This window comes from Hymenobacter fodinae, assembly GCF_004745825.1.
Taxonomy (GTDB): Bacteria; Bacteroidota; Bacteroidia; order Cytophagales; family Hymenobacteraceae; genus Hymenobacter; species Hymenobacter fodinae.
In genome coordinates this window covers 930526-949988 of record NZ_SRLA01000002.1, presented here as the reverse complement: position 1 = coordinate 949988, position 19463 = coordinate 930526, and the positions used below count along the sequence as shown (strand labels likewise).

The window sequence follows — 19463 nt, the reverse complement described above, 5'->3', positions numbered from 1 at the left end:
GCCGGCCGTAATGCATTAGTTAGTGAGGGGTCCTGCTAGGCCAGTACTTCGTAGGTCACCACGGGGTGGGCCTTGTGTTTGAGCGTAATTTCCTTGAGCAACTGGCACTGAAACGACTCTTTTATGCGCTCGTAGGTGGCCTCCGTGATAAGTATTTGACCGGGCTGGGCGGCAGCCTGCAGACGCTGGCCCAGGTTTACAGCGTCGCCGATGACGGTGTAGTCGAGGCGCTTGAGGGAGGCCGAGCCGATGTTGCCCGATACCATCTCGCCGGTGCTGATGCCAATGGCCACATCTGGCAGGTACTCTAGCCCGTTGAGCGACACGTTGCAGGTGGTTTGCAGCAGGCTGCGCACGGCCAGGGCGGCATCAATGGCACGGTCGAGGTGGAAGTCGCCCCGGAACACGGCCATAACGGCGTCGCCCATAAACTTATCCACATAGCCGCCATGCGTAATTATTTCCTTCACCATCTGATCAAAGTACGAGTTCAGCAGGCTCACCAATTCCTCGGCGCGCAGCTTTTCGCCCAGGGCCGTAAACCCGCAGATGTCAATGAAAACCACGGTGGCCTCCACGGTTTCGCTGGCCATAAGCTTGTTCTCGAAGCCGGGCCGCCCCATGAAGTTGAGTACCGTCTCGTCCACGTACATCTTCAGGATGTTGTTTTCCTGGATGGCCCGCAAGGTTTCGCGCACCTGCAGCACGTGGGCCGCGGTTTTCTCAATTGTCAGCTCCAGGTCTTGGAAGTCCACGGGCTTGCACACGAAGTCGAAGGCCCCCCGGTTCATGGCCGTCCGGATATTGGCCATATCCGTGTAGGCAGATACCATTACTACTTTGAGCACCGGGTTTAGGTCCCGAAGCTGGGTTAGCAGGGTCAGGCCATCCATCACCGGCATTTTAATGTCGCTCAGCACAATGTCAGTGTCGGGGAACTGCGCCAGGCAGTCCAGGGCCTCCTGCCCATTGCGGGCAAACTTAAACTCGTAGGCGCCTTCCCGGATTTTGCGCCGGAATTTCTGCTTGATGAGCAGCTGCAGATCGGACTCATCGTCTACTACCAGAATCTTCGTTTTCATAGCGGCATTAGTGGTTGGTAAGGGGCAGCAGCAGATGCCGCAGGGCTCCAAAATCAAGAGGGTTGGTCAGGACAGTAGCGGCCCCGAGGTCCAGGGCCTGTTGGTAGCTGGCTTCATTCCCGTAAGCAGTTATCATCATGAGCACCTGGGGTGGCGCAGCGGGGTACTCCTGCCTGATGCACCGCAGCAGCTCTAGGCCACTCATGCCGGGCAGGTTGATGTCGGACAAGATCAGGACTACCTCTGGGCAGTGCCCCGGCTGCCGCAGTATAGTTAGGGCTTCCTCCCCCGAAAGCGCGAAGGAAAAGGACAGCGCGCCTTCCCGGATTTCCTGGCGGAAGCGCTGCTCAAACAGCAGCCGCGCATCGGCCTCGTCGTCAACTACCAGTATGTTCATCGGAAGAAAGTTGTGCTGGCACCTCGCTGCCCTGGCCTACGGGTAAGCTCACCGTGAACTTGGTGTACTGCCCTTCTTTGGTATCGACGCGCAGGGTGCCCCGGTGAATTTTAGTGATGATATCGTAGCTCAACGACAGGCCTAGGCCTGTGCCCTCGCCGGCGGGCTTAGTAGTGAAAAAGGGCTGGTAGATTTTATCGACCACGCTGGCCGGAATACCCGTGCCATTGTCGCGCACTACTACGGCCACCGTGTCGTCGGTGCGCCGCGTCCGAACCCGCACTTCGGGCATATAGTCCTTCTCCTGCTGCTGCTTCCGCTTTTGCACGGCATAAAAAGCGTTATTGAACAGGTTCAGCAGCACGCGCCCAATGTCCTGGGGCACCAGTTCAATAGAGCCCAGGTTCGGCGAAAAGTCGGTGACCAGGGCTGCGCTGAAAGCGGGGTCTTTGGCGCGCAGGCCGTGGTAGGCCAGGTGGAGGTATTCGTCGCAGAGGGCGTTGAGGTTGGTGGGCTGACGCTGGCCAGTGCTGGCGCGGCTGTGTTCCAGCATTCCCCGCACAATGGCATCGGCCCGGTGCCCGTGCGTCCGGATTTTGTCCAGCGTCTGGGTTAGCTCATCTATCAGCTCTTGGGCATTGTCGTTATCGGGCGGGGGCAGCGCGGGCAAGGGTCCCTCCTTCAATTCCAGCAGCAGCTCAATGGCCACATCGGCGAAGTTATTGACGAAGTTGAGCGGGTTCTGGATTTCGTGGGCAATACCGGCCGTAAGCTCCCCCAGCGAGGCCATCTTCTCGCGTTGTACCAGCTGGTCTTGGGTGGTTTGCAGGTGCAATAGGGTGCGTTGCAGGGCGGCCGTGCGTTGCTGCACTTGGTGCTCTAGCGTTTCATTTTGCTGGGCCAGCAACACCTGTTTTTCGCGCTGCTGCGCCAGGGTTTGCTCCGAAAGCAGGCGCACTTGGTTGAGCTTGATTTTCAGCAGGCGGCTATCCAGGGCAAACTGCCGGGCCAGGAACAGCGAAATGGCCAACACTGGGCTCAGGAAAGCCGGGAAGGTAAGCAGCGTATGCACCGGCACCGAAAGCAGCTGGGCCTGCAGCACCGCCTGATGAAAGCGGGCTAAGTAGCCAAACAGCACCAGCAGTACTAGCGCAATGGCAAAGCCCGTGGCAATAATGCCCACCGCGCGCCGGGTTTGCTGCATGGCCCCCACCGTGAGGCGCAGTTGCTCCGCCGACACCAGCACCATAAAGGCCACCGTGGGGTACCAGCCGGTTTCGTGGCCGTACACCAGCAGGCCTAGGCTAAACCCATTCACCACCCACAACCCGTAGTACACGGCGCCACGCCGGACGCCAAACAGGCAATAGAGCGCGTGCACGGCCAGCACGCCCCCGGTTTGCAAGGCCACGTACGACAGCAGATCCAGGCCCAGGCGCACATCGGCGCGGTGCACTTCATCCAGAAAGCCCGTGCAGCAAAAGCTGATGGCCACGGCCAGCGTGTAAAGCGTGAAGTACAGGTTGGCCCGCTGGGCAGAGTTATAAAGAAAAAAGGCCAGATGCAGCATGCTCAGCAGCAGAAACAGGCCAAACAGCAGCATGTCGGAGGTTTTGTATGTGGCCTCGCGCTGGTTGTGTTCTACTACCTGGCGCAACCCATCAAGGCGCGCTTGAAAAAACGTGGGCACAAAAAAGTCGCTGAACTGCCGGAAGCCGGGCCACAGCGCGTACCGCACCGCCAGCACCTGCTCCGGCTGCCCGCTCAGGGTCAATTCAATGGGCTCCCCGTCGGGCCAGTACGGCTGCACGTTGGCGGGCGGCCCACTCAGGGTACCATAGCGACGCAGTAGCTGCCCATTGAAGTAAATCTCAGATGCTGCGTACTGATACACCCGCAGGGCCAGGGCTTGGCGGCGTAACTCCGGCCCCACCCGAAACCGCAGCCGGAGCCAACCCGTGGACGACAGTTGTGGCAACTGACGTAGGCATACTGTGGGGTCGAGGGGCTGCCAGTGGTGGTCTGGGAGTGTGGGCTGAGCCCAGGTAAGGTTAGCGCCAGGGTGGTACTTCCAGCCCCTGTTGAGCAGAATGCCGTCGGGGGGCATTTGTGCAAAGGTCACTACCCCCTGGGGCGCGGCCTCAGCCAACGCCACTTGCGCTATAAGTGCCAACAACAGCAAGAGACAGGCTTTCATCGGCAGGTAGCGGCTGATATTCAGCCTAAGGCGGGCGGTTGAAGAAAACAGCAGCTGCAACCAACTGGCACACTACGTTGTGGCTCGGCTTTGACGAGAATAACATAAGCCGATGCATCTAATGTATAAATATACTATTATTATATATGATTTTATTTTTCTAAATACTGTAAGATATGTCCTACTTGCCGCCTACTTTATCTGCAAGAATTGTCGCTATTTCTCTCTTAATTTACGCTGGCGGCGGGGGCCAGACCTGTGTATGTCTATTCTAGCATCCCTGCAGTCGCAGTCTAAGCGAGGTGCGCAGCCACTGCTAGGCCACCTCCGCGGGCTGCTGACGGTGCTGTGGCGCAAGGCCATCAACCTGGGCGTACTGCCTACGCTCACGGTGTGGCAGCTAAAGCGGGTGCACTTGCTCAACGGCATCTGCTGGATTATTCTGGGTATTTACGCCGGGTATGTGCTGGTCTTTTCAGCTTCTCCCGACTGGCTCACCTTCCGGATTTGCTTAGGCGGGCTCCTGCTGCATTTGCCGCCCCTGGTGCTCAACTACTACCATCGCTACGATGCCTCAGCGTACTACAACATTCTGAGCGTGACGCTACTCTGCTCCGCTATTGCGGTAGCCCGGCGTCACGATGGGGTGGAATATTTTCTGATTACCAACAGCATTGTGGGCATGCTTTTCTTCCGCACGTTCTGGAAGCTGGCCTTGCTGTTTCTCCTCAACCTGGGAGCCTACTTTGGAGTGCGTTACGCCATGCAGACCCTCAACCTGCACCTCTACGTACCCGACGGCGCGTATTTCTATAACGTGAACGTGGTGCTGTTTTTTCTGACGCTGTTTCTGGTCGTCTACTATTTCCGCACCGAAAACTTTCGGCAGGAGCTGCTGCTCACCCACCAAAACGAAACCCTGGCTCAGTCGCTGCAGCACCTGCAGGCCACGCAGGCTCAGTTGGTGCAGCAAGAAAAACTAGCCTCGCTGGGAGCCCTCACGGCCGGTATTGCCCACGAAATTCAGAACCCGCTCAACTTCGTCAACAACTTCTCGGAGGTAGGCCTAGAGCTGGTGGAAGAGTTGCGCGAAGCACTAACGCACGAAACTCTTTCGGAAGACGACCGCGCGGCCATCGGGCAGGTGCTGCAGGATCTGACGCAAAGCCAGCAGAAGGTACACGAACATGCGCTCCGGGCCGGCAACATTGTGCAGGCCATGTTGCAGCACAGCCGCGCCAGCACCGGCCAGCGCCAGCTCACCAACCTCAACGCCCTCTGCGACGAATACCTCCACCTAGCCTACCACGGCCTGCGCGCCAAAGACCCCACTTTCAATGCTACGCTCACTACTGATTACGCCCTGCAGTTGGGCGAAGTACAGGTAGTACCTCAGGATATCGGGCGGGTGCTGCTCAACCTGTTCAACAACGCTTTCTATGCCGTGCAGCAGAAGGCGGCGCTCCTGCCGGCCGGCACCTACCGCCCAACCCTAGCCGTGAGCACCCGCCGGGTTGGTGGTGAGGTGCTGGTGCAGGTACGCGACAATGGCACGGGTATTTCGCCCAGTGTGCTCGACCAAATTTTTCACCCCTTTTTCACCACCAAGCCGCCCGGCGAGGGCACAGGCCTAGGCCTGTCGTTGAGCTATGATATTGTTACTAAGGGCCACGGCGGCCGCCTCACGGTGCAATCGGAGCCGGGGGAGTATAGCGAGTTTACGGTGCATCTGCCGGGCGCGTAAAACTCGGCGGTAACTTCATACAGTCCTCATGGTGGGTGTAGAATTTAGGTGCGTCTTGGGAGTGGCCTAGCCGGGCCTTCCGCAAGGCTTTCTCTCATTTTCACCTTACCCTTTCTACACCATGAAAAAGTTTCTGTTTTCGGCGGCCCTGGCTGCCTGCGTGTTAGGTACCATTGGCACGGCCGCTGCCCAAACTGAGATGCCAGCCAAAGTGAAAGCCAAGGACGACAAAGTGAAGACCCGTGACATGGATGGGCAGAAAACCAAGGTTGGGGCTAAGAAGGACGGCCTTAAGACGAAAAGCCACGGCGCGGAGGGCAAAATGAAAGCAAAAGGCACAGCCACCGATACCCAATAAACCCCGGCGCACACTCGTAAAAAAGCAAAAGCCCTGGCTTAGCCGCCGGGGCTTTTTGTTGCTAGCTCCCTCCTGTTGTCTCTCGCTCATGGTGCCTCCCCAACGAGCCAGCTACGGCTTAACGGCTTATATAGCCAAAATCTCATCTTCTGCGTATAAGCTCGGCAATGGCGCTGCGTAGTGCAGCGTCCACCCCCTACCCACTCTTACTCATGAAGAAGACCTTGTTCTCCACCCTGGCCCTGGCGGCCCTGTTTACTGCTGGCACCGCTACCTCCGCGCTAGCCCAAACCAAGTCGAAATCCGACAGCGAAAAAACCAAGACCAGCGAAGACGGCGCAACGGTGAAAACCAAAGTAGCTGATGATGGCAAAGTGAAAGTGAAAGGCAAGTCGGAAGACGGCGCCAAGCTGAAGGCCACCACCAAGCCCCGCGAAGGCAAGGACATGAAAAACATGAAGATGTCGTCGGAGTCGGCCAGCAATGGCGTGATGGTAGGCGGCGCCATGATGACACCCGACAAAGACATCGTTGATAACGCGGTAAACTCCACAGACCACACCACGCTGGTAGGTGCAGTGAAGGCGGCTGGCCTGGTTGAAACCCTGAAGGGAGCGGGCCCTTTCACCGTGTTTGCCCCAACTAATGCGGCGTTCAGCAAGCTGCCCGCTGGCACGGCTGAGGCCCTGATGATGCCCGAAAACAAGCAGAAGCTGACGACCATCCTCACCTACCACGTGGTGCCCGGTCGCCTACTGGCCTCCGACCTGAAAGATGGCCAGACGCTGACCACCGTAGAAGGCGAAACCCTGATGGTACACCGTAGCGGTAACACAGTTATGCTGCACGATGCCAAAGGCGGCATGGCTAACGTAACCATCCCGAACGTAGTGTCGAAGAACGGCGTGACGCACGTAATTGACACGGTGCTGATGCCCACGAAGTAATTTCTAGCGCAGGGAGTAGCCTAGGCCACTCTGCCACCTAAAAACAGCCCCGGCCTCCTGCAGGAAACCGGGGCTGTTTCAGTTGCTCCTTCATCGGCTGATGCCAGCTTAAAGGCTAGGCCAGGATGTCGTTGTACTCCTGATGCTGCTGCACGTAGCCGGCCATAAACTCGCAGCTCGTGCGCACGCGCAGGCCCTGCTCGCGGGCGTAGGCCAAGCCAGCCTTGGCGAGCGTCTCGGCGAGGCCTTTGCCCCGCAGTTCTTCGTCGACGTAAGTGTGGGTGAAGTCGATGGTATCACCAGCTTGGCTGTAGGCCAGTTCGGCGCCAGCGCCGTTTTGGTCAATGATAAATTCCTGATCCTCGGGATGATGCTGTACGTGCGCGGCCATGTAAGTAAATGTCTATGTAGGTAGATACTGGTGCCCACCCGGTGCTGCGAAGCACAAGGGCTAGCCTTTTTCAGGGCAGTTTACGTATAGTACCTCAGGCCGGCCACTGCGCCGGTACTTTTCTCCCGTTTCCCACTTCTCTACCCTTACTTTCTTTCTGTATGCAACCTACCCCCGATCATAACCAGCCCAATCCGGAACATACCTCTGCCACTGATCCGCGCAACATCTCCGACGATCAGCAGCAAGAGAACCTGTACAGCGGGCAAGGTGCCACTCCAACGCCCACAGTAGGCCACGGCCATAAATCACCGAACTACGGCGACTTTGGTCATGCCCCAGCCACGGGCACTACCGCCAGCAGCGAGCAAAGCCAGACCCAGGGTGGACAGGCGGCTCCTTCTATAGCTTATCCTGAGCAGCGCGGCAGTGCTCCGCAAAACCTCGACCCCTCCCTGGCCAACGAAGTATCCGACTCAGAATACCAGGAGCAGCGCGATGGTTGGGCGCAGGACGACCCTCGCTACGGTGGCGGTACCCGCAACTGGGCCACCGCTGAGCCAGCCAACCGCAGCACTGGCCCCGCCGCCGAAGACGACGAAAAGCCGATGAACCCGAATGTGGGCAAAAACGACAACCCCGACGAGTTTAGCGCGCTACGCCCCGATGGCGGAGCTGGCATCCCCGGCAAATAGGCACCCCGAACCGCATTCCTTACTTGATATTATGGCAGATCAGCAAAACGACCAGCAAGATCCGGCAGCAGCCCTCGACCCAAAGTCAGGAGCCAATCTGACGGAAGAGCAGCGCAAGCACCGCGAAGAGCTCTACGGCTACAAACGCGACGAAGAAGGTACCCTCGACACCTCGGCGCAGCTGGAGCAGGAAACCCTGGGCATTCCAACTGACAGCAAAACTACTGGGCCCGACGGCGACATCTCCGACCGGCCCGATAACCTGCTGATTCCGGGTTTCAACAACCCCATCGACGATAATAACCGCTAGGCCTCTCACACCTAGGCCTCGCCAGCGAGCCTCCTGCCACCGCGGGAGGCTCGTTGTTTTTTAGGCTGAGCCCATAGATTGGGCGAATAGAATTCCTTGAGTGGTACCGCATCATAAGCTGCGCAAACTCTCGTATACTCCTGAGTAGCTATTCCATTTCTCTTCCTGCTCCATTCCATTGGTCTATGCTCGCACCTTTCCTTGTTCTCACCGACTTCACTGCCCCCGCCGACAACGCACTACGCTATGCGGCGGCGCTGGCTCAGCCCCTGGGCGCCACGCTGATTTTGCTGCACATTCGCCGAGAGTCGTTGCTCGATCGGGATGCCTTCACGGGAAAAATTCAGCACCTAACCGAGGGAGAAGTAGCCGCCGCCCTAGCTGAGCGCACCCGCAGTCTGCCCGTGCCCGTGATAGTAGAGTCAACGGCCGATGGCATTGCTACTGCCGTGGAAGATGCCGTACGCCGCCACCAGCCCAGCTTGGTGTTTTTGGGCAAGCCCGACACCGATAATACGCCCGACGAGTTGGTAAGCACCACTTCCCTAACCTTGCTACGAGCTACCCGCACTCCTCTGCTGGTAGTGCCCGCTCATGCATCGGTAGCCGTGCCGCCCCAGCGCATCACCATTGCCGCCGACGGCCTGCCCTTCGCCCTGAAACCCCAGACGGCGCCTTTGCAGCCGCTGCTAGGCCAGTTGCAGCCCACAGTAACGGTAGTGCATGTGGTAGAACCCGAAGACAACGACGACTGCACCGCAGCCCTGGCGTCCGTAGTGCAGAGTGGCCTAACGGCTGAAGTAGCCCAAGTAAATACCCACGGCGTCCGGAGCCTGCGCACTGAGGAGGGCATTCTGCAAGGCGCCGCCGAAACCCACGCCGATTTGTTGGTGGTAGTGGCGCGGCGCCGCAGCTTTCTGGGCCAGCTTTTCAACCGCAGCGTTACAGCCCAGCTAGTATTGCATGGTCGTTTGCCCATTCTAGTGTTGCCCACAGTTGACTGAGCGAAGGGCAGAGTGGCCTAGACTAGCTCTATCAATCCTTTGTAAAGTGCACCATGTACACGCCGCTTGGGATACCCCACGCTCAGGTCAAAGATATAGGTGCGGCTAAAGCTATTCCCTCTACTCATGCGGCCGCTCACATCCAAGATTTGCACACTATTGTGCAGTGCTTCGGCTAGGATGAACTCAATGGTAGCATTCCTGCTGGAGAGGTTTAGGAAAACGTACAACGTCGGGTTGCCTTTCTGTAGCTGCAAGGATAGTGCTCCATTTCCTATGAGCACTGAGGATGATCAGCATACTCCCGAAGTAGTAGCTGAAGTACTCCTTGAGGCCTAGCCCGAAGTGCAACATCCCCCATCCTGACTGCAAAGCGTTAGGATGGGGGATGTTGCATGAAGAGGATTCAAATTACATTACCACCGCCAGCCTACTTGTAGGCCACCGTACCAGTTGCGGCCCGGAGCGGGTTGAAAATACCGGCCCCCAAACGCGTTCAGGTCGTTGCCCAGACTATAGTTCCGGTCCGTTAGGTTTTCAACACCCCCAAATACATCCACCGCCAAGTGGCCTAGCAGCGTACGGCGCCATCCTGCCCGCGTGCCAAAAGTCCAGTAACCAGCGGCGTACACGGTATTGGCGTCGGTGAGCGGAATACGGGCTTGGTGGTTAACGGTAGGATTCAGGTAGAAGCCTAGGGCTTCGCTGAAGTCGAGGCCGGCGCTGAGCGTATGGGGTGCGGTGCCGGTGAGGCGGTTGCCGCTGTAGTCGTTGCCCGCCGACTCGTAGCTTCCGAAACGGTAGTGGTTGTAGGCGTAGCTAGCCCAGGCCCGCAAACCACGCTGCAGCTGGCCTACGGCCGTAGCAGATGCCGCGGGCGTCCCAGCTTGCTGCCACAGCCAGCCACTTACGGCCGCTTCTAGGCCACGCTGACGAGTGTTGCCAGAGTTGGCGAACAGCTGCGTGCCCTGCTCATCACTGCGCGTCACAATGGTTTGGCGTAGCCGGAAGTCGTACACGGCCACATCAAACAGCACGCGCTGCTGCAGAAACTTACCCCGGGCCCCTAACTCGTAACTCGTTCCCCGCTCTGCTTGTAGCCCGCGGTTTAAGCTGCCATCGGAGGGGCGAATCTCTTCTTCCGTGGGCGGCGAGAAACCACTGCTCACGTTGGCGTAGGCGGATAGTTGCGGCGTCAGCTCCTTCAGCAGCGCCACTCGCGGCGACACCTGGGGCCGGAAGTCACGCTGGAAGCGGTAGTTGCTGGGCTGAGTGGCCGCATCCGACACCCGGGTAATCCGGTAGCGCAGGCGGTTGTAGCTGGCCCCCGCGGTCAGCAGGAACCCAGCGGGCAGTTCATAATCGGCTTGGGCAAACACGAAGCCGGTCACCGTCCTGATTTCATCGTCGTAGCGCAGTGCGCCGGGGGTACCCGCCCGGTTTTGGTAGTTGCGTGAACTCTCGAAGCCATTCTGTACCTCGCCCCCACCCTGCAGCCGCAGCGTACGGCCGGCCAGCTCGGTGCGGTATCTTGCCACGGCCCGACCGCCCACCCCTAGCAGGGTGTTCCGCTCATAGTCTACCAGGTAGGGCGTGCGGATGGCACTGCCCGTGCCGTAGAGGGTAGCCGTGGTGCTGAGCCGGTCGGTGAGCTGCAGTTCATGGGTAGCGCCCAGAAGCACGGAGCGCGAGGCGTAAAACGCACGTTGCGCTACGGTGCCGGGGCTGGTGGCTGTGCCGGGGCGGGCTTGCCGGGGATTTTGCTCAAACTGGGCGCGGGTGAGGCCGCCAGGCAGTTGGTAGTTGAGGTCGGTGTAGAGGGCATGTAGGCCTAGCGTGCCGTTGCTGGAGGTGCGCAATTCCCCATCCAACGCCACGGTCTCGCGGCGCAGGGCGCTTTGCTCGCGGTAGCCATCGAGGGTTTGGCGCGAGTACTGGGCCCGCACGTAGCCGGTGGCCGTGCCTGTTTCGGCGGCTACGGTGTACCGGCGCAGCCCAAAGCTACCCGCCGTAAAGCCCGCCTGCACCTGTGAGGTGCCCGGCAGTGGCCTACGGTTGGTGAGCAGCACCGCGCCGCCAGTCCCGGCCCCGTACACGCTGGCGGTTGGTCCTTTTATCACCTCAATACCGCCCAGCTGGCTAGGGTCGAGTAGATTGAGCGAGGTGCTGCCGCTGGCTTCGGTGAACGGAATACCTTGGTAATACACCTTCACGTTGCGCACGCCAAACGGCGAGCGGAGCGTACTGCCCCGTACGCTAAGCCGGTAGCTACCGGTGGCCCGCTCCTCTAGGCGCACGCCGGGCAGCGTATTAACGGCTTGTGTAAGTGCCGTTTGCGGAAAGCGTTCAAGCACTGCCGCGTCTAGCACGCCAACTGCCGCTGCGGTTCGGCGCAGGGGCAGCCGCTGCCCGTAGCCGGTTACAGTAGCTTCTGGAAGAACTTGAGTGGTAGCCGTATCGGGCAAGGCCGTGGGCACGGTTTGGGCAACGGCGGCAACGGGCAGCAGCAACAGCGCCGTGGCGTAAGAATGGGTCATTCGGATATGGCTAAAGCAAAACAAGCTGCCAGATTTCAGGAGGTGGCCTAGGCCACTGTGCATCTGCGCAACCACAGACTATACCGCGTTACGCCAATTTCGTTTGCAAAAATCTGTTAATCTGCTGCCACAGTGGCGCTTTCGTATGGCGCGGTATACGAAAGCGCCGGCTTAATTCGTATTTATCTATATATCCTTACTATTTATAGCTACTTGTGTATACACCAGCCCACTCCCTATTCCGTAGGCCACCTTGCCTGCTCTTCGCGCCTGCTTTACTGCCAGACGTAGCCGTACTGTTGCTGGTGAATATGCTTATGCTACAAGACCAGGTTAGTAGGCCCAAGCAAAGCATTCTGCAGATGACGTTTCCGCTGCCGCCCAGTAAATTCCAACCTTCCGACAAGTGGTCTTACATGCCCCAGCCAGCTGAGATACGTCGGCTGCGCCAATGGCAAACCGTATGGCTGACCGGTAATAACCGGGCCGACAGCCTGAACCTACGCCTGTTGTGGCGGAAGCTAGGGCACATGCAGCAGTTTCCTAACAATACCACGGGAGTAGCCGTGCGCTTTGGCGCAGGGGCCCGCTTTGGCCGTGTGGTAGATGTAGTGGATTGCGTGAGCCAGTGGAATGTAAAAAAATACGTCTTCGACATTCACGCGCCAACTCCTGTGCTGTACGCTTTCACTGATGCCCAGCAAGCACCTGTTTCGGGTTCTGCTCCCAACCATGATGCGCTTTACTCTGCGGCCCCAGCGGCACCCGACTCCGCCAGTTCTGCTTCTTCGCGCTGGCTGCAGCAGATTGGCGCGCCGCTGCGCCACCCGGCCTGGAGTACCGCCTTGCTCGCTTGCCTAGGCCTAGCGGCCGTGGGGGCAGCAGTGTATTTTCTCCGAGAGTTATCTTGAGTTTATGCTAGCAGTCTTTATCCGCTATTCCCGCCTTTGTTACCGTCAGTATTTCTTATTGCTACTAAGTCTGCTGTGCATGACACCGGTTGCACGGGGGCAGACCGTAACAGTTAAGCTGAGCGCAAATCCCCTTTTGCAGGTAGAGGAGCGAATTCCTTTGTCTGTAGCGCTGGGGGCAGAAGTGGGCCCAACGCCGCATTCATCCCTGCAGATGGTTGGCAGTTACCGCCATTTTTCCGCCCCGGATGCCCACCCCGACCAAGGCCTGAAAGCGTACCTAGACTATCGGTATTATTTCCGACCGGAGCAGCCCGCCACAGGTCTGTTTGCCAGTCCGTTTGTGGGGCTTGGCCAACTGCATTTAGGGGCCGGAGATGATCCGCAGTTCAGCTTGCCTCGTCGGCGCAGGACGGAACGTGAAGCTGGAGTTGTGGTAGGCTACCAAGCACTTTACTCCTGGCTAACAGCCGAACTATTTGCCGGCCCGGCTTACCGTTGGCAAACAACTTCTGGTGACTCGGGAAGTATGGCCTACACTACCTCTACGCAGTTTGTATGGCTGCGCGCAGGCTTTACAGTAGGTGTGCGGCTAAAGAAGCAGTAAGTTCTAGGGTGGCGTCTGCCTATCTGGCGCCACCCTAAATTGACTCGGCTCCCGTACGCCTCGTTGTTGTTGCGCCCCGGCTATATCCTATAGTAAGTACCGTATTCTAATGCCTCCTGCCTTTTTCCTTCTCAGATACCGCGCCGACATTATAGGCCGCTGTTACTTCCGCCGGGGCTGCTGGCGCTGGCATGGCTGCTGTTGGTAGGTTGCGTGGCCTTGCCGAGGATGAAGGAGTTACAACCTAAGCATGTTGTTATAACAATTTTGCCTCCTCTACTCCATCCGACTGTAGAAGAGAGACCATGGGGGTACCCTACCGAAAAGCAAATTACTCAATGGGGCCCTTGGACATCCATTAGCCTCACGGGTGATTTTCTGAAGGATTATTTTACATTCCGCACAATAGAAATTGCAGGTATTTGGCTCAACCAAGTTACGGCTAAGCCGAGAGGGCTACGTGTCTATATACATCCCACAACTACCTATTATTCCTTTATTCGTCTACTTGATATTACCCAACAGCAAGGGCTCAAACGCTATTGGCTGGATTTCAGACACGAGCCATCTACGTTAAACTTGATTGGGAGAACGTATCAGCAAAACGGTATCGGCTCAGACGTGCTCATTACACCACTTGTATTCACGGAGAGGCCTATTACCCGGACATACGTTCTCCCAATCAAGTTTAACGTAGATGGCTCGTGTCTGAAATCCAGCCAATTTTGATGAAGAATTGATGCAATGGCTCACCGATGCCAAAACCTATCTATCCACTCCCGACTGGCGCAACACCTTATTTCTCCTGCTGTTGCTAGGCCTCCTCTCCGGGTGGCGGCTACGGCGGCAGTGGCGCCAGGTACTTTACTAGCGCAACCTCAGCCCCAGGAATGCAGTTGAACTAAGCACGACAATTCACCTGTGTTATGCTTCCGAAACTGACTATTCCTTTGGCCGCGGCGCTGCTGGTGGGCTTCACTACCACGGCTCAAAACGTACCACCCGAAGCCACGCCTTTCAAAATGACGGGCAATATTTACCTACCCAAGAAGCTGCCAGCTACACCCGAGCGCATAGCGAGCCTTAAAGCTCCCGCGGGCTTCACCATCACCCCCTATGCCGAGGGGCTCGAGATGCCCCGCATGCTGGTCGTGGCCCCCAACGGCGACCTGTACGTCTCGAACCGGGTGAAGGGCACCGTTACCTTACTGCGCGACGCCAACAAAGACGGCAAGGCTGAAGTGCGGCAGCAAGTGGCTCAGAAAGAGCACCTACATGGCCTAGCCATGCAAGATGGCAAGCTGTACCTGGCTGCCATTCGGGAGGTGTACGTGGCTGACATAAAGCCCGATGGCACCTTAGGCGAGCTGAAAACGCTCTATAAAGACCTGCCCGATGCCGGTCAGCACGCCAACCGCACGTTGCAGTTCGGGCCCGATAAAAAGCTTTACCTCTCGGTAGGAAGCACCTGCAACGCCTGCGACGAGGATAATCCCGAAAACGCCACCCTGATGCAGTTAAACACCGATGGCTCGGGCCGGCAGGTATACGCCCACGGCCTGCGCAACACCATCGGCTTCGATTGGCACCCCACTACCGGCCAGCTCTACGGCATGGACCACGGCATCGACTGGCTGGGCGATGAAGATCAACAAGAGGAGTTCAACCAGATCAAGCAGGGCGCCAACTACGGCTGGCCGTCCATCATTGCCGATGGCAAGCCCTACCCCGCCAACAAGCCCAAGAGCGGCGAAACCTACGCGCAATTCGATGCCAAAGCCGTGCGCCCTCTACTGTTATATAAGGCCCACTCGGCTCCACTAGGCCTAGTATTCAACCGCGGCACTCAGTTCCCGAGCGAGTACAAGAACGATGCCTTCGTGACCATGCATGGCTCCTGGAACCGCGCCCAACCTTCGGGCTACAAGATTGTGCGGGTGCGCTTCAACGAGCAGGGTCAGCCCCAGCAGTTCGAGGACTTTATTACGGGGTGGCTGGTGGAAAACGATAAATCGGAGTTTGGGCGACCCTGCGGCCTCATTCAGCACCCCGACGGCTCCCTGCTGGTTTCGGACGATGACAACGGCGTAATTTACCGCGTGGCGTATGCCACCAACAACCGTACGCCCAAGGCCAAAAAGCGCAGCTAGGCCAGTACAGCCCTTTCTTACGGGAATCTGACGCCTTGAAATTGCGTTCTACTTTCTATGCCCGCCCTCTCCCCCGAACTGCGCAAAGCGCTGCTTAACCTCCCCCAGAAAGAAAAAGACCAGCTCTTAGCCAAGCTCGTGGCTCAGGATGCCGTACTCACCGAACAGCTTAGCTACCGGTTGCTGGAGGGTGAGGATGCACTGGAGCAGCGCCGCGAACGGCTACGCACTCAAGTAGACGACCCCGTGCGTGGCTACCACCAAACCCCCAATGATCTGCTGCATATAGTGCGGCAGTTGCAGGCGCGACTGGCCTACCACGCCCGTATCACCGGCGACGTATTTGGGGAGGTGGAGCTCACGCTTCGCCTGCTCACCAACGTATTGCGGCATCAGCCCGAGGCCGTAGCGCGGCTGCACGGCCCTACCCAGCCTCTCTTGCAGCACCTTGCGCGCCGCACCCACGATGTGCTTAAGCAAACCGCCAAGCTGCATGAAGATTACCTCGTGGAGCTGGAGCCCGCCACCAACGAGCTGCTTACACTACTCTACTCCTCAGCCGCTGCCCCTCTCGCCCGCGAGCTTGGGGTGCCTACGGTGATACAGTAAATGAATGATTGAGTGAATGAGTGAAGTGGCTTAGACTATCTGTCAGTGTGAGGGTGGACAGCGTACCCGCAAGACCACTTCACTCAATTGCTCATTCACGTATCACCGCCCCATGTATCTTTTCCGGCGCGAAAACAGTACGCTAAGGGTTGACTGCTTCTACTTCGCGGTTACCGTTCACTAACTACTTTCCGCTATGTCTGCTACGCCTTCCCCCGAGCATGTGCGCGTACCCACGCACCTGTCTGCCACCGAGCTCCACCAAGCCCTTGAGGAGTTGGATGCCAAAATCCGGACCCTGCAAAATCGCGCCCACGCTACCACAGCCAATTCTCAGCATACCTACCACGAGCACATTGCCGCCCTGGAAACTAAGCGGGCCGGTTTAGCCGCGCAGCTCAAAGATGCTCCCGCGGCTCAAACCCCACCCTCCGACTCCGACCGCAGCACCTGGGACGAGATTTGGCGCGGTATTGAGAACCTGCGCAATGATCTGCGCAATATCATTTAACCGACTGAGCCAACCATACTGGCCTAGCGCTTCGGCGTAACATCATAAGCCCTGCCGATGGCAGGGCTTTTTGTTTGCTAACTATATCACCAGCCTAGGCCACTGCCAACCACTGCGCGGAGGCCACAGATCGAAGGGGTATTCTAACAGTTCGGCTGGCTGATTTACCGTTCACTGAAATTTGATTCCACTGGGAGAAAGGTTCGGCTATGTTTGATCCATCAAGCAACCACTAACCACCTTACTCCCATGATCCTGACTGCTTCTCTCCGCGCCTGCCTTGTTGCCCTTCTGCTTTCGGGGGCCAGCCTCCCAGCTGCTCAAGCTGCCGCGCCAGCCTCTGCCGCAGCCCTAGCCTCTCCCGACAACCCCGCCGCGCACCCCGCATTTACGGTGCAGGTAGTGGGGAAAGGCCAGCCCATGCTCCTGATTCCGGGCCTTACGTGCCCTGGCGCAGTATGGAACGAGACTGTAGCGCATTATCAGAAGCAGTACCAGTGCCACGTAGTGTCGTTGGCGGGGTTTGGCGGGACGCCCGCCCTGCCCAACACCCAGCAGTTTCTGCAGCAGGTCCGCGACCAGCTACTGGCCTACATCAAAACGCAAAAACTCACCCGGCCCGTAGTGGTAGGCCACAGCCTAGGAGGCTTTATGGGTTTGTGGCTGAGCACCACCCAGCCCGATTCCGTTGGCCCGCTGGTTATCGTAGACTCCCTACCCTTCTTGGCCGCTATTCAAAACCCCTCGCTTACGGCCGAGCAGGCTAAGCCCATGGCTGAAAATATGCGTCAGCAGATGAGCCAGGGCAAGATGCAGCAGGCCATGGCACGCCAGACCTCGGCCTCCATGATGACCGACACGGCGCGCATCTCGCAGGCCACTCACTGGTCGATGGCCTCCGCCCCGGCTACCGTAGCCCAGGCCTACTACGACCTTATGACCACCGACCTACGCTCGGAAGTGGCTCGTATTCAGCAGCCCACGCTGGTGCTGGGCGCCTGGGCCGCCTACAAAGCCTACGGCTCCACCAAGGAAGGCACCAAGGCCGTGTTTGAGCAGCAGTACGCCAAGCTGCCCCAGCACCGCATTGAGATGTCGGAGGCAGGCAAGCACTTTTTGATGTGGGATGATACTCAATGGTTTTTCGCCCAGACGGATGCTTTCCTGAAGCAGCATAGCTTGGCTAAAAAGTAGCTTGCTTAGGAAGTATGCCTTTCCAGCGGAGCGGCGCACGGCCGCTCCGCCTATCTTCACCTCTCCATCTTATCCTACTTGGTGCATATGCTTCGGCAAGAAGAATTTATGGCGCTCCGCCTTGAGCTGTCGGTGAAAGCCAAGAACGGGCTCGACTTTCTGATGGCGGCCAGCGTGGTCTGGGCCATTATTGCCTTCGTCTGGACGCTGCCTTACTCGCCCGGGCACAAGGCATTCATCACCTTTTTTGTAGGGCCTGCCACGTTTCCGCTGGCCATGCTTTTCTCCAAGGTAGTGGGCACCACGTGGCGCCTGCCGCACAATCCGCTTCAGCCCCTAGGCCTGTGGCTGAATGTTGCGCAGCTGTTTTACTTCCCCTTTCTTGTGTTCGTCTATGCCAAGTACCCCGCTTATTTCATCATGACCTACGGCATTATCACGGGGGCGCATTTCTTTCCGTATGCCTGGCTGTACTACGCCCGTCCCTACGCAGCTATGGCGGGTATAATCCCGATAGGATGCTTGGTGCTGGGACTGCGCTTGCCTGTAACTCAGCTCTATATAATTCCGGTGTTTATGGTTGGCGCTCTGCTGGTGTTAAGTGGTTTGCTCCGTGTGGCCTACCGCCGCAACAAACAAGCGTACGCCCCGCTAGCCCTGCCCGCGAGCTAGGCCACGTATCCGAATGTCTGCTCACGCTATGTTTCCCTACGCTGCCGTTCCTGCCCCTAGTCGCTTGTACTGGCGTTGCCAGATCCTGGCCTGGGGGTTCTACTTCGTTATCTGCGTGGTGGGCTTCGCCTTCGCTGGCTCAGCCTCCGCCGACATGGTCAAGATCAACCTGGCCATTGCCTTTACCATGTTGGTTGTCACCCACTGGCTACGCTACCACCTGCGGGCTTACAAGTGGGAGCAGCTGCCGCCCCTGCCGCTCTTGGGGCGGTTGTTGGTTGCGCACGCCGTGCTATCGTTGCTCAGCCAGGTCATTATATGGTCTCTGATTATCTTCCTAATAAAGCCCGCTAGCAATAGCCCGCACGGCTGGGCGCAGTTTTTTGTGTATGCCATCAACGTTAATATTCTGCTGTGGCTGTGGGCGGGGTTTTACTTTGGCTGGCATTACCTCACCCGCTACAAGCAGGCGGAAGTAGATAAGTGGAAGCTGGCCACGGCCGTGCAGGAGGCCGAAATGCGCACCCTGAAAGCCCAAATCAATCCGCATTTCATGTTCAATGGGCTCAACAACATCCGGGCCCTGGTAATGGAAGACCCTCTGCGGGCCCGCGACATGATTACCCACCTCTCTGACCTGCTGCGCTACTCCATTCAGCTCAATAGCGCCGAGCAGGTGCCTTTGGGTCGGGAGCTGGAAATAGTGGAGCATTACCTGCAGCTAGAAGCGTTGCAACTGGAAGAACGGCTCACCTACTCCCTCGATGTAGACCCCGCGGCCTTATCCGTGCAGATTCCGCCCATGACGCTGCAGCTGCTGGTGGAAAACGCCATTAAGCACGGTATTTCTCCCCGGCCCGAAGGCGGATTCATTCGGTTGCGGGCGCAGCTAGAGCCGGCCACTAACTCCCTGCATATTGAGGTTCGTAGTACGGGTCAGTACCAACCTCAGCCTGGCCACGCGGGCGTAGGCCTCCGCAATGCCCGCGAGCGAATGGCCCTGCTGTACGGCTCCTCCGCGGGACTGAGCATCACCAACGACCCTACCCAGCGAGAGGCAGTGCTGGCAACGCTGCACCTTCCTATTGCTACCGCTCCCCTCAGCACGCCGGCGCTGGTTTCACACTCTTAATTTGCTCTATCATTC

20 protein-coding genes are annotated in these 19463 nt (G+C 58.1%); 15 read left to right on the top strand and 5 right to left on the bottom strand.

Annotation, left to right across the window (positions count from 1 at the left end; all coding sequences use genetic code 11):
* Positions 1-35: 35 nt before the first annotated feature.
* From EU556_RS11370 to EU556_RS26475, 3 genes are read right to left on the bottom strand one after another with little or no spacing between them, the layout of a single operon-like run.
* The gene (locus tag EU556_RS11370) at positions 36-1082 is read right to left on the bottom strand and encodes an adenylate/guanylate cyclase domain-containing protein (protein ID WP_135434226.1); all 1047 of its coding nucleotides are present in this window, start codon (positions 1080-1082) and stop codon (positions 36-38) included.
* Positions 1083-1089: 7 nt separating this feature from the next.
* Entirely contained in the window at positions 1090-1479 is a 390-nt protein-coding gene (locus EU556_RS11365) for a response regulator transcription factor (RefSeq protein WP_135434224.1), read from the bottom strand.
* Positions 1460-3676: a sensor histidine kinase gene (locus tag EU556_RS26475; protein WP_135434222.1), complete on the bottom strand. Its 2217-nt coding sequence runs from the start codon at positions 3674-3676 to the stop codon at positions 1460-1462. The genes EU556_RS11365 and EU556_RS26475 overlap by 20 nt, the downstream gene beginning before the upstream one ends.
* Before the next feature lie 262 nt (positions 3677-3938).
* Here EU556_RS26475 and EU556_RS11355 point away from each other — a divergent pair, with 262 nt between their 5' ends.
* The 3 genes from EU556_RS11355 (at position 3939) to EU556_RS11345 (ending at position 6725) form a co-directional block, all read left to right on the top strand.
* Entirely contained in the window at positions 3939-5420 is a 1482-nt protein-coding gene (locus tag EU556_RS11355) for a sensor histidine kinase (RefSeq protein ID WP_245327582.1), read from the top strand.
* Between the two features lie 121 nt (positions 5421-5541).
* Positions 5542-5778 carry a hypothetical protein gene (locus tag EU556_RS11350; protein ID WP_135434220.1) on the top strand — a complete coding sequence of 79 codons (237 nt, stop codon included), beginning with the start codon at positions 5542-5544 and terminating at the stop codon, positions 5776-5778.
* A gap of 446 nt (positions 5779-6224) precedes the next feature.
* Positions 6225-6725: a fasciclin domain-containing protein gene (locus EU556_RS11345; RefSeq protein ID WP_245327666.1), complete on the top strand. Its 501-nt coding sequence runs from the start codon at positions 6225-6227 to the stop codon at positions 6723-6725.
* Between the two features lie 115 nt (positions 6726-6840).
* Here EU556_RS11345 and EU556_RS11340 read toward each other — a convergent pair whose 3' ends face one another.
* Complete coding sequence (locus tag EU556_RS11340) at positions 6841-7116, bottom strand: GNAT family N-acetyltransferase (RefSeq protein WP_135434216.1); 276 nt, start codon at positions 7114-7116, stop codon at positions 6841-6843.
* 161 nt (positions 7117-7277) lie between these two features.
* On the opposite strand from EU556_RS11340, the gene EU556_RS11335 reads away from it, so the two are divergent.
* The 3 genes from EU556_RS11335 to EU556_RS11325 all read left to right on the top strand — a co-directional run bounded on the left by EU556_RS11335 (position 7278) and on the right by EU556_RS11325 (position 9125).
* The gene (locus EU556_RS11335; protein ID WP_135434214.1) at positions 7278-7811 is read left to right on the top strand and encodes a hypothetical protein; all 534 of its coding nucleotides are present in this window, start codon (positions 7278-7280) and stop codon (positions 7809-7811) included.
* Positions 7812-7842: 31 nt separating this feature from the next.
* Positions 7843-8121, top strand: coding sequence for a hypothetical protein (locus EU556_RS11330; RefSeq protein ID WP_135434212.1), 279 nt, complete (start codon positions 7843-7845; stop codon positions 8119-8121).
* A 185-nt stretch (positions 8122-8306) separates the two neighbouring features.
* Entirely contained in the window at positions 8307-9125 is an 819-nt protein-coding gene (locus tag EU556_RS11325; RefSeq protein WP_135434210.1) for a universal stress protein, read from the top strand.
* 416 nt (positions 9126-9541) lie between these two features.
* Here the strand turns inward: EU556_RS11325 and EU556_RS11320 are convergent, their stop codons facing one another.
* Complete coding sequence (locus tag EU556_RS11320; RefSeq protein WP_135434208.1) at positions 9542-11662, bottom strand: TonB-dependent receptor family protein; 2121 nt, start codon at positions 11660-11662, stop codon at positions 9542-9544.
* A gap of 311 nt (positions 11663-11973) precedes the next feature.
* Between EU556_RS11320 and EU556_RS11315 the strand changes: the two genes are divergently transcribed.
* The 9 genes from EU556_RS11315 to EU556_RS11280 all read left to right on the top strand — a co-directional run bounded on the left by EU556_RS11315 (position 11974) and on the right by EU556_RS11280 (position 19448).
* Complete coding sequence (locus EU556_RS11315) at positions 11974-12573, top strand: hypothetical protein (protein WP_135434206.1); 600 nt, start codon at positions 11974-11976, stop codon at positions 12571-12573.
* 4 nt (positions 12574-12577) lie between these two features.
* Entirely contained in the window at positions 12578-13180 is a 603-nt protein-coding gene (locus EU556_RS11310; RefSeq protein ID WP_135434204.1) for a DUF3575 domain-containing protein, read from the top strand.
* Positions 13181-13919: 739 nt separating this feature from the next.
* On the top strand, positions 13920-14051 hold the full coding sequence (locus tag EU556_RS26650; RefSeq protein WP_262709650.1) for a hypothetical protein: 132 nt from the start codon (positions 13920-13922) through the stop codon (positions 14049-14051).
* Positions 14052-14106: 55 nt separating this feature from the next.
* The gene (locus EU556_RS11305; RefSeq protein WP_135434202.1) at positions 14107-15330 is read left to right on the top strand and encodes a PQQ-dependent sugar dehydrogenase; all 1224 of its coding nucleotides are present in this window, start codon (positions 14107-14109) and stop codon (positions 15328-15330) included.
* Positions 15331-15387: 57 nt separating this feature from the next.
* Positions 15388-15939: a hypothetical protein gene (locus EU556_RS11300; protein ID WP_135434200.1), complete on the top strand. Its 552-nt coding sequence runs from the start codon at positions 15388-15390 to the stop codon at positions 15937-15939.
* Positions 15940-16135: 196 nt separating this feature from the next.
* The gene (locus tag EU556_RS11295; protein WP_135434198.1) at positions 16136-16450 is read left to right on the top strand and encodes a sll1863 family stress response protein; all 315 of its coding nucleotides are present in this window, start codon (positions 16136-16138) and stop codon (positions 16448-16450) included.
* Between the two features lie 249 nt (positions 16451-16699).
* Positions 16700-17644 carry an alpha/beta fold hydrolase gene (locus EU556_RS11290; RefSeq protein WP_135434196.1) on the top strand — a complete coding sequence of 315 codons (945 nt, stop codon included), beginning with the start codon at positions 16700-16702 and terminating at the stop codon, positions 17642-17644.
* 108 nt (positions 17645-17752) lie between these two features.
* On the top strand, positions 17753-18316 hold the full coding sequence (locus EU556_RS11285; protein ID WP_245327579.1) for a DUF7010 family protein: 564 nt from the start codon (positions 17753-17755) through the stop codon (positions 18314-18316).
* Between the two features lie 13 nt (positions 18317-18329).
* The gene (locus EU556_RS11280; RefSeq protein WP_135434192.1) at positions 18330-19448 is read left to right on the top strand and encodes a sensor histidine kinase; all 1119 of its coding nucleotides are present in this window, start codon (positions 18330-18332) and stop codon (positions 19446-19448) included.
* Positions 19449-19463: the final 15 nt, after the last annotated feature.